Raw genomic sequence first — 9,185 nt, forward strand, 5'->3', positions numbered from 1 at the left:
GTGGTTTCCCGCCCCGACATCCGCCCGACCACCGGCGCCCGGCCGGTGCCGCCCGACCCGGTCCGTGCGACACCGCCCGCCGCGGACCACCCGCCCGGACCGGTCCGATCGGCGCCGCCGGCCGCCGTCGACCCGACGCCACCCCCGGCGGTACGGGTCGAGGCCGGCCGCGGTCAGGTGACCGTGGACTGGGATCAGGTGCCCGGCGCCGCCGGCTACCTGGTGCACCGCGCCGACGGGGACGGGCCGTACCGGGTGGTGGACCACCGGGGCGGCGACCTGCTGGCGGTGCCCGGCCCGCCGTACGCCGACACCACCGCCGACCCCGGGCGGACCGTGCGGTACGCGGTCCGCCCGGTGGTCGACCCGGACCGGCCCGACGACGCCCCGCTCGGGCCGGGCTCGCCCCCGGTCGCCGCCCGGGCCGACGGCGGCGCGACGGTCGACGTGGCCGTCGACGCCGCGCGGCCGGTCGGACCGGTGCACCGCCCGTGGCGGGACATGATCGGCTCGGAGCACCTGAGCCTGCTGCTGAGCACCGACCGGGTCGGCGGCGAGGAGATGGGCGCCGGGCTGGCGGCCGCACTGGGTCGGGTACACCGCGAGCTGGGCGTGCGCCGGGTGCGCGCGCACGGCATCCTCGGCGACGACCTCGGCGTCTACCGGCAGGTCGACGGTGAGCCGGTGCACGACTTCACCGGCGTCGACGCGGTGCTGGACGCGCTCGCGCCGACCGGGCTGCGGCCGGTGCTGGAGCTGTCGTTCGTGCCCCGGGCGATGGCCCGCGACGCCAGCCGCGAGGTGACCGCCGCCGGGGTGTCCAGCCCGCCGCGGGACTGGGACCGCTGGGCCGGGCTGGTCGGCGACCTGATCCGGCACCTGCGGGACCGGGTCGGCGACGAGGAGCTGCGCCGCTGGGCGGTGGAGGTGTGGAACGAGCCGGACCTGGACTGCTTCTGGACCGGCACCCGCGAGGACTACCTGCGGATGTACGACGTGACCGCGCGGGCGGTGCGGGAGGCCTGCCCCGGCCTGCCGGTCGGCGGACCGGCCACCGCGGCCACGAAGTGGATCGAGCCGTTCCTCGACCACGTGGACGGCTCCGGCGCGGCGCTGGACTTCCTCTCCACCCACGTCTACGGCAGCCCGCCGCTGGACCTGCGGCCCGCCCTGACCCGGCATGGTCGGGCCGGCACCCCGCTGCTGTGGACCGAGTGGGGCCCCTCCCCCACCCACTTCGCCCCGGTCAACGACTCGGTGCTGTCGGCCGCGTTCGTGGCCACCGGCATGCGCGAGGCGGCCGGCCGGGTCACCGCGCTGGCCTGCTGGGTGGCCAGCGACCACTTCGAGGAGCTGGGCCGGCCGCCCGCGCTACTGCACGGCGGGTTCGGACTGCTGTCGGTGGGTAACCTGGCCAAGCCGCGCTTCTGGGCACTGTGGATGCTCGACCAGCTCGGGCCGGCGGAGCTGCCCTGCCGGCTGGCCGGCGACGGGGCGGGCAGCCTGGTGCGGGCCTGGCCGTCGATCGACCCGGGGAGCGGCCGGGTCGCGGTGGTGCTCTGGAACGGCACCCTCGACCAGGGCGTCCTCGACCGGCCGGAGCAGCGCGACCGGCTGGCCCGCAGCGTCCGGCTGCGGATCGACAACCTGCCGCACGCGGTGTACCGGCTGCGGCACCGGCGACTGGACGACGAGACGTCGAACCTCGCCGCCACCGCCGCCCGGCTCGGCGTGGACGGCTGGCCCACCGACGCCCAGTGGGCCGCGCTGCGGGCGGCCGACCAGCTGGCCGACGCGGTCCCGCCGACCGACGTCGCCCCGGACGGCGGCACCCTGCGGCTGCCGATGGAGTTGCCGATGCCGTCCCTTTCGCTGCTGGAGCTGACCCCCGAATGACCGGTGCCGCACCCTGGTGGCGGGAGGCCGTCACCTACGAGGTCTACCTGCGCTCGTTCGCCGACGCCGACGGCGACGGCCTCGGCGACCTGGCCGGGGCCCGGGCCAGACTGCCGTACCTGGCCGACCTGGGGGTGGACGCGGTCTGGCTCACCCCGTTCTATCCGAGCCCGGACCACGACGCCGGCTACGACGTGACCGACCACCGGGCGGTGGACCCCCGACTGGGCACCCTGGCCGAGGTGGACGCGCTGATCGCCGACGCGCACCGGCTCGGCCTGCGGGTGCTGGTCGACCTGGTGCTCAACCACGTCTCCAGCGCCCACCCCTGGTTCGTGGCCGCCCGCGCCGCCGGGCCGGGCGCGCCGGAGCGCGAGCTGTTCCACGTAAGGCCGGGGCGGGGCGCGGCCGGCGAGCTGCCGCCGAACGGCTGGTCGTCCATCTTCGGCGGGCCGGCCTGGTCGCCGCTCGGCGACGGCGAGTGGTACCTGCACCTTTTCGACGCCGAGCAGCCCGACCTGCGGCACGAGCACCCCGCGGTGTCCGCCGACGCCGAGGCCACCCTGCGGTTCTGGCTCGACCGCGGCGTCGACGGGGTACGGTTCGACGCCGCCGGCTCGCTGGCCAAGGACCCCGACTATCCCGAGCTGCCGGCCGGCTGGCGACCCGGCGACCCGTCCCCGTACAGCGACCAGGACGAGGTGCACGACGTCTACCGCCGCTGGGCGCGGCGGCTGGCCGGCTACCCGGGTGACCGGCTCGGGGTGGCGGAGATCTGGGGCGGGCCGGGGGTGCTCGCCCCCTACCTGCGCCCGGACGAGCTGGGGCAGGCGTTCGCGATGGACCCGCTCTACTGGCCGCTGGAGCCGCAGCCGTGGCGGGCCGGGGTGGACGCGCTGCTGGCCGCCACCACCGCACACGGCCGGCTGCCCGCCTGGGTGCACGGCAGCCACGACGTGCGCCGGGCCGCCGACCGGTGGGGGCCGGACGGCGCCCGGGCGGTGCTGCTGCTGATGCTCGCGCTGCCCGGCGCGGTCTACCTGTACGCCGGCGACGAGCTGGGCCTGCCCGAGGTGGCGCTCGCCGACACCGACCGGCGCGACCCGGTGTTCCGCCGCTCCGGCGGCACGGACCGGGGCCGCGACGGCGCCCGGGTGCCGCTGCCCTGGTCGGACGGGCCCGCGCCGTACGGCTTCGGGCCGGCCGGGTCCACCCCGTGGCTGCCCCAACCGGCCGACTGGGCGGGGCGCTCGGTCGACCGGCAGACCACCGACCCGGCGTCCCCGCTGGCGCTGACCCGCACGGCGCTCGCGCTGCGCGACGGGTGCTGGCGGGGCCGACCGGTCGAGGTGACCTGGTGGGACACCCCGGCCGGCTGCCTCGCCTTCCGGCGCGGCGACGACGGGCCGACCTGCCTGGTCAACCTCTCGGACGGCCCGGTCGACTGGCGGCCGTACGGCGAGCGGCTGCTGCTCTCCAGCGGCCCCGGCTACGACGGCACCCTCCCGGCCCGGTCGGCTGCCTGGCTCGGCTGAGACCACTGGCGCGCGGGTCGTACGCTGGCGGCACCCGGGCCCGAGGAGGCGGCGATGGCCCTGTCCGGCAGGCAGTGCCCCGACTGCGGGCGCCGCGTTCGTGAGCCCTTCGCGGAGACCGTCACCGGCCGTGAGGTCTGCCCCGACTGCGCCAGAGCCCTGTTCATGGGCTCGGCCGCCGGTGTGATCACCGGCGACGTCGGCTCCGGGTACGGCGTCTGGGCGATGCTGATGCGCCGGATCCGCCGCACCGGGTCCGATTGAGGACCGCTCAGCGGGCCAGTCTGCGCTGGATCCAGGCGAGCATCGTGGTGGTGTAGTCGGGGCTGATCGAGTCGAGCGCCTCGACCCCGCCCAGGCTCGGCAGGTGGGTGCATCCGGCGAGCCGGTGGACGGTCAGGTCGTCGGTACCCGCGGCGTGCCGCCAGACGGCGACGCTGTCGTCGGCCGGGGTCCACTCGTCGGTCTCGCCGTAGCAGAGCAACGTCGGGCAGCGCACCTCGGCGATGACCGGCGCCGGGTCGTAGTCCATGTCGTCCCAGGTGCCGGGGTGACCGAGCAGGTCGCGCGGTACGTGGGCCAGCGGGAACCACGGCCGGTCGGCGTACCGGTCCACGACCGCCTGCGCGGCCTCCCCGTCCATGTGCCCCCGCACGGCGCTCTCCAGCGTCTCCCGCAGGCCGGCCAGCTCGGCGAGCTCCGTCTCCCCGTACCCGTGTCGGAGCAGCTGCTGCGCGGTCCCGTAGCGCATCTGGACGGCCGGGCTCACGCCGCTGGTGGCGACCAGCACGAGGAACGAGATGAGCTCCGGCTGCCGGGCCGCCACCAGGGCCGCGGGCCAGCCGCCCTGGCTCCACCCCCACAGGCCCACGGGCACGTCGCCGACCCGGCGGCGCGCCTCCGCGACGGCGGCCGAGGCGTCGTCGGCCTGGACGGTAAACGGCACGTCGCCGTGTGCGGAGGGACGACGGTCGAACCGGAGCACCGCGACACCGGCCGGCGGCAGGGCACGTGCCAGGTGCTCGTAGAGGAAGTACGAGCGCTGCGGCATGTGGGAGCCGTGCAGGACCACGACCGCGCCCCGGGCCGGGCCGTCCGGTGGGGTGTCGAGCGTCGCGGGCAGGGTCACGGCACCGGCGTCGATGGACAGCTCCACGCGGGAAGTCAAGCACACGCCGGCGGGCGGCGTTGCCCGCTCGGCAACGACCACCTCGCCGGGGACTTCGGCATCCGGCCGACCACTGTCGAGTCGGCTCGGCCGGCTACTGCTCGGGTGGGGGGCCTTCCGCCCGCACCGGCGGGCGCGTGAAGAGGCGGAGCAGCCTGGCGGCGACTCTGCGGTCGCCTCTGATGGCGACGTCGACGGCGGGGAGCGAGGCGCGGCCGAAGACGAGAGTGCGGAATTCGGCGACACTCGTCTCCATCAGCACGTCGGCATCCACATCTTCGGCGCGGGTCACCTCCAGTCGTCCATCGTGGACGACGACGAGCAGGCTGTCGCCGTCGAGGCGGAGCTGACACCGCACGTCCAGGTCCCGGGCCGCCGCCGGGTCGAAAGTGGTCTTCAGCGCGAGGGCCAGCGCGTCCACGCTCAGCTCGGCTGAGGACGTCAGTGGGCTTCGACTGCCCCAGCCGGCCAGCTGCACCAGGGCGGGCTCGAGGTCCCGTCCCCATTCGGTCAGCAGGTAGGCCCAGGTGCTCGCGGGCGGGCCGAGGCGCTGCCGGCGCACCACCCCCGCCTCCTCCAGCTCGACCAGCCGGGAGGAGAGCATGCTCTGGCTGGCGCCGGGAAGGCCGCGCCGCAACTCGGAGAAGCGCTTCGGCCCGAGCAGCAGCTCGCGGACGATCAGCAACGTCCAGCGGTCGCCGACCAGGTTGAGCGCCCGGGCCAGGCCGCAGGGATCGTCATACGCTCGCGCCACCCGCTGACGGTACCATTGGCGCACTCATCGGTGCTAAATTCGCACCATGACGACGTACCTTCTGATCCCCGGCGCCGGCGGTGCCGCCTGGTACTGGCACCGTCTGGTTCCTGAACTTCGCCGGCACGGTCACGATGCGATCGCCGTCGACCTGCCGGCCGCGGACGACGGCACCGGGCTGCGGGAGTACGCGGACGCGGTGGTCGACGCGGCGGGCCAGCCTCGGCGGGACGATCTGGTGGTGGTGGGCCAGTCGATGGGGGGGCTGACCGCGCCGCTGATCTGCGACCTGCTGCCGGTCTCACGGCTGGTCCTGGTCAACGCGATGATCCCGAGCCCCGGTGAGACCGGCGACGAGTGGTGGACCAACACCGCTCAGGACCAGGCCCGCCGTGCGTGCGACGCGCGCGAGGGCCGTTCCCCCGAAGGACCGTTCGATCCGCTGGTGTACCTCTTCCACGACGTGCCCGAGGACATCGCCAAAGAGGCCATGGCGGCCGAGCCACCGCAGTCGGCGACACCGTTCCAGCAGCCGTGGCCGCTGGAGGCATGGCCCGACGTACCGACCGTGGTGCTGAGCAGCCGAGACGACCAGCTGTTCCCGCTTGAGTTCCAGATCCGGGTGGCCCGGCGGCGCCTCGGCATCACGCCCGAAACCTTGCCCGGTGGGCATCTGGTGGCGCTCAGCCGACCCGAGGAACTGGCCGCCGCCCTGGTGTGAAGCGCGCTCCACCGCCGCTGGGCGCGGAGGCCAGGCCGGCTGTCCCGACTCGGCGCAAGCGCTTCCCGCCCTGTTCTCAACGGGGCGCAGGGTCAACAGCGGCCGGGCTCTCGTGGTGGCCGCCCCGCGACGGCTCGCCGTCCGGCGCAGGGGCGCCTCGCGCCTCAACCGATGCGCTCAGCCAGCGAGACGACGATCCCTTCGGGCCCTCGTACGTAGGCCATCCGCCACGCGCCCTCGTACTCGCCGATGCCACCGACCAGGCCGTAGCCCTCCCCCGCCGCCCAGTCCACCGCGGCCTGCAGGTCGTCGACCTCGAAGGAAGCGTTACGCAGACCCAGTTCGTTGGCCATGGCCGTCGGCGAGCCCGGCACGGAGTCGGGCCGCACGAAGCGCGCCAGCTCCAGCCGCGCACCGTTGTCGGGCGCCTTCAGCATGACGATCTCGGTACGGGAGTCGGGGATGCCGCAGACCGTGTCCAGGAACTGGCCCTCGACGAACGCCCTACCCTCGACCTCCAGGCCGAGCGCCACGAAGAAGGCGGCCACCACATCGAGATCCGCGACGGTGATGCCGACGTGGTCGAAGCGTCGTACGAATGTCATAGTCCTGCTCCCGCCCTGGTCGAACAAGCTTCCACCGCGACCTCGGTGCTCAGGGCACAGAGCGGCCTGGTCGAACCCTAGTTCCTCACCCGCGCGGAAAGGGGGCGACGCAGCCGGCCACCGGCCCCCGACCGGGGCGGAGTTCTGTCAGGATCGCCAGGTGGCTAACGTCTGGTCCGCGGTGACGATCGACTGCCTCGACCCCGAGCGGGTGGCTCGCTTCTGGAGCAGCCTGCTCGGTCGCGAGCCGGGGCCGTCCGAGGAGGGTTGGGTCTACCTCGGTGAGCGGGGGGATCCACAGCCGCGGCTGGTGTTCCAGCCGGTGTCGGAACCCGCGACGGGCAGGGTACGCATCCACCTGGACGTCACCGTCGACGAGATCGACGAGGCGATGGCGATGGTCGTCCAGCTGGGTGGCCGGTCCACCGGGGAACGGCACGACTACGACGAGGGCGTGGTGGTCGTCATGGCCGACCCGGAGGACCACGAGTTCTGCCTGGTCCAGTACCACCGCTGACGATGCCGGTCCGAGGAGTGGCCGGCGTGCACGCGCACGTCGAGGTGAACCCGACCCGGCTACTCCGGTGAGCCCGAGGGGCAGGGCATGGAGCACGGCACCCGCGAGGAGATGCTCGACCGCCTGGCCGAGGCGGTCGGGTCCGTCCAGCCCGGGCACCCGACGCGGGTCGCCATCGACGGAGCGCCGGCCGCCGGCAAGACCACCCTCGCCGACGAGCTGGCCGATGTCCTGTGGACCCAGGGCCGGGCCGTCATCCGCGCCACGATCGACGACTTTCTCGTCCCCCGGGCACGCCGGTATCCGCGCGGCGAGTACTCGGCGGAAGGCTGTTACCTCGACGCCCACGACCACGCCGCGCTGACCCGCGTCCTGCTGGACCCGCTCGGTCCGGGCGGAGGCCGACGCTTCCGCCACGCGGTCTACGACCACGCCACGGACACCGCGACGTCGCCGCCGGCCCGGACCGCCCCGGCCGACTCCGTGCTGGTCTTCGACGGCGTCTTCCTGATGCGCCCGGAGCTGGTCGACCGGTGGGACCTGCGCGTCTTCGTGGCGACCGCGTTCGAGACGACCGTGGACCGCGCGCTGGTCCGGGAGCGTCGGGCGGCGTCGCGGGCCGCCGTGAAACGGCGCTGGCGCGAGCGGTACATCCCCGCCCAACGGTTCTACCTCGCGACCGTCCGCCCGACCGACCTCGTCGACCTCGTCGTGCACAACGACGACCCCCAGCGCCCGACCTGGGAGACCCGCAGACGATGACCGTCCCTTTTGCCCGGTCGCGTCGGCACCGGCTGAGGAGGCCCCCGGGCAATCGGCCCGCCAAGCCCATCAGTCGACAGAGCTGAAACCCGTGGCTGGTGATGATGCGGGTGACGGATCACAATGAGCTGGGTCGGGCGAGACGAGTCGGCCAGGAGGAGCGTCCGGTGGAGCAGTTCACGGTGGTGGTCGGCGCCGGCTCGTTCGGATCGGATGACGGCGGCGCTGTCCGCTTCCCCCACCGGTGGACCTCGGAAGGCGTCACGGTCGAGGCGGCCTTCACCGGCGCTCACCTGTTGCATCTCGCCGCGGCCGGCTGCGTCCTGAACGACATCTACCGGGAGGCGGCCAACCTCGGCATCCGCATCGACGGGGTACGGGTATCGGCCGGCGGGGATTTCGACACGCAGACCTGGGTGTCCAGCGGTATCACCTATCAGGTCGAGCTGAACTCACCTGGGTCCGCCGAGGAGATCGCGGCACTGCTGGAGCGTGTCGACGAGGTCGCCGAGATCCCGCGGGCGATCCGAGCCGGGACAACGGTGCGCAGACGCTGAATCTCGGTGGAACGGCCGAGTGGCGATCGGTGAGGATCGGGTTGTGCCTGTTCCCGCCCGTCAGATCCGCGCCCGCTACTCGTCCGACACCGTCACCGTGTGCCAGGCGTACCCATCGGAGATCGCATCGCCTGCGGTGGCGGCCGGCCGCTTCGTGGCCCCTTTCAGGCGGGACCGGATGACGTGGATCAAACCGTCGTTCCGGTGGATGATGTACCGCTGCGGCTGGGCCACCAAGCCGGGGCAGGAACGCGTGCTGTCGATCGACATCACGCGGGAGGGTCCCGTTCGCGGACCGGGTCGGTGAGGTGGTGTCCGGGCCGGTCGTCATGGTGGTGCCGTTCGGTGTCTTCGTCCGCGTCGCGCCGGGCATCGCGGGACTGCTCCACGAGTCGGTTCTGACCAGGACGCCGGTGCTGGGAGAGCTGGTCACCTGCACGATCACCGAGGTGGACCGGCCGCGGCGGCAGGTGCGACTGGAGCTCGCGCCGACGCGTTGACCGGCGCCCACGAGGGGCCACCCGGTTCACCGTGGCCGTTCACCGGCCCCGGGGGGGGGCCCGGGGCCCCCCCCCCCGCGCGGGCCCCCCCCCCCCCCCCCCCCCCCGGCCCCCCCCCGCCGGGGCGGGGGGGGGGCGGCCCCCCCCCCCGGGGGGGCGCGCGCCCCGGG

11 protein-coding genes and 1 pseudogene are annotated in these 9,185 nt (G+C 74.4%); 9 read left to right on the plus strand and 3 right to left on the minus strand.

From position 1 onward, the window contains the following. From ACFY3U_RS24555 to ACFY3U_RS24565, 3 genes are read left to right on the plus strand one after another with little or no spacing between them, the layout of a single operon-like run. The gene (locus ACFY3U_RS24555; protein WP_387205778.1) at positions 1–1,896 is read left to right on the plus strand and encodes a xylan 1,4-beta-xylosidase; all 1,896 of its coding nucleotides are present in this window, start codon (positions 1–3) and stop codon (positions 1,894–1,896) included. Further along, a complete protein-coding gene (locus ACFY3U_RS24560; RefSeq protein ID WP_387205780.1) occupies positions 1,893–3,431 on the plus strand; it encodes an alpha-amylase family glycosyl hydrolase in 1,539 nt (512 codons plus the stop codon). Before ACFY3U_RS24555 ends, ACFY3U_RS24560 begins: the two co-directional genes overlap by 4 nt. 54 nt (positions 3,432–3,485) lie before the next feature. Continuing rightward, positions 3,486–3,695, plus strand: a complete 210-nt coding sequence (locus ACFY3U_RS24565; RefSeq protein WP_387205782.1) for a hypothetical protein — start codon at positions 3,486–3,488, stop codon at positions 3,693–3,695. A gap of 7 nt (positions 3,696–3,702) precedes the next feature. On the opposite strand, the gene ACFY3U_RS24570 is transcribed toward ACFY3U_RS24565, so the two are convergent. After that, on the minus strand, positions 3,703–4,587 hold the full coding sequence (locus ACFY3U_RS24570; RefSeq protein WP_387205784.1) for an alpha/beta hydrolase family protein: 885 nt from the start codon (positions 4,585–4,587) through the stop codon (positions 3,703–3,705). A 106-nt stretch (positions 4,588–4,693) separates the two neighbouring features. Continuing rightward, positions 4,694–5,353, minus strand: coding sequence for a winged helix-turn-helix transcriptional regulator (locus ACFY3U_RS24575; protein ID WP_387205786.1), 660 nt, complete (start codon positions 5,351–5,353; stop codon positions 4,694–4,696). Between the two features lie 46 nt (positions 5,354–5,399). Here ACFY3U_RS24575 and ACFY3U_RS24580 point away from each other — a divergent pair, with 46 nt between their 5' ends. After that, positions 5,400–6,074: an alpha/beta fold hydrolase gene (locus tag ACFY3U_RS24580; protein WP_387205788.1), complete on the plus strand. Its 675-nt coding sequence runs from the start codon at positions 5,400–5,402 to the stop codon at positions 6,072–6,074. A gap of 164 nt (positions 6,075–6,238) precedes the next feature. On the opposite strand, the gene ACFY3U_RS24585 is transcribed toward ACFY3U_RS24580, so the two are convergent. Next, positions 6,239–6,679, minus strand: a complete 441-nt coding sequence (locus ACFY3U_RS24585) for a VOC family protein (protein WP_387205790.1) — start codon at positions 6,677–6,679, stop codon at positions 6,239–6,241. 160 nt (positions 6,680–6,839) lie between these two features. On the opposite strand from ACFY3U_RS24585, the gene ACFY3U_RS24590 reads away from it, so the two are divergent. The 5 genes and pseudogenes from ACFY3U_RS24590 (at position 6,840) to ACFY3U_RS24610 (ending at position 9,015) form a co-directional block, all read left to right on the plus strand. Continuing rightward, positions 6,840–7,196, plus strand: coding sequence for a VOC family protein (locus tag ACFY3U_RS24590; RefSeq protein WP_387205792.1), 357 nt, complete (start codon positions 6,840–6,842; stop codon positions 7,194–7,196). 87 nt (positions 7,197–7,283) lie between these two features. After that, positions 7,284–7,958, plus strand: a complete 675-nt coding sequence (locus tag ACFY3U_RS24595; RefSeq protein WP_387205794.1) for an AAA family ATPase — start codon at positions 7,284–7,286, stop codon at positions 7,956–7,958. Between the two features lie 167 nt (positions 7,959–8,125). Continuing rightward, positions 8,126–8,515, plus strand: a complete 390-nt coding sequence (locus tag ACFY3U_RS24600; protein ID WP_387205796.1) for an OsmC family protein — start codon at positions 8,126–8,128, stop codon at positions 8,513–8,515. A 43-nt stretch (positions 8,516–8,558) separates the two neighbouring features. Then, positions 8,559–8,798 (plus strand): annotated as a pseudogene (locus ACFY3U_RS24605) (DUF4291 family protein); the annotation flags it as partial. Positions 8,799–8,826: 28 nt separating this feature from the next. Next, positions 8,827–9,015 (plus strand): S1 RNA-binding domain-containing protein, encoded by a 189-nt coding sequence (locus tag ACFY3U_RS24610; RefSeq protein WP_387205798.1) that lies wholly within the window; start codon positions 8,827–8,829, stop codon positions 9,013–9,015. Positions 9,016–9,185 lie beyond the last annotated feature (170 nt).

This window comes from Micromonospora sp. NPDC000089 (genome assembly GCF_042899365.1).
In the GTDB taxonomy this organism is placed as follows: domain Bacteria; phylum Actinomycetota; class Actinomycetes; order Mycobacteriales; family Micromonosporaceae; genus Micromonospora.

Excerpts from the sequence above, each read along its gene's own strand:
- ACFY3U_RS24580 (WP_387205788.1), top strand. The coding sequence starts at position 5,400 with ATGACGACGTACCTTCTGATCCCCGGCGCCGGCGGTGCCGCCTGGTAC.
- ACFY3U_RS24560 (WP_387205780.1), top strand. The coding sequence starts at position 1,893 with ATGACCGGTGCCGCACCCTGGTGGCGGGAGGCCGTCACCTACGAGGTC.
- ACFY3U_RS24565 (WP_387205782.1), top strand. The coding sequence starts at position 3,486 with ATGGCCCTGTCCGGCAGGCAGTGCCCCGACTGCGGGCGCCGCGTTCGT.
- ACFY3U_RS24585 (WP_387205790.1), bottom strand. The coding sequence starts at position 6,679 with ATGACATTCGTACGACGCTTCGACCACGTCGGCATCACCGTCGCGGAT.
- ACFY3U_RS24595 (WP_387205794.1), top strand. The coding sequence starts at position 7,284 with ATGGAGCACGGCACCCGCGAGGAGATGCTCGACCGCCTGGCCGAGGCG.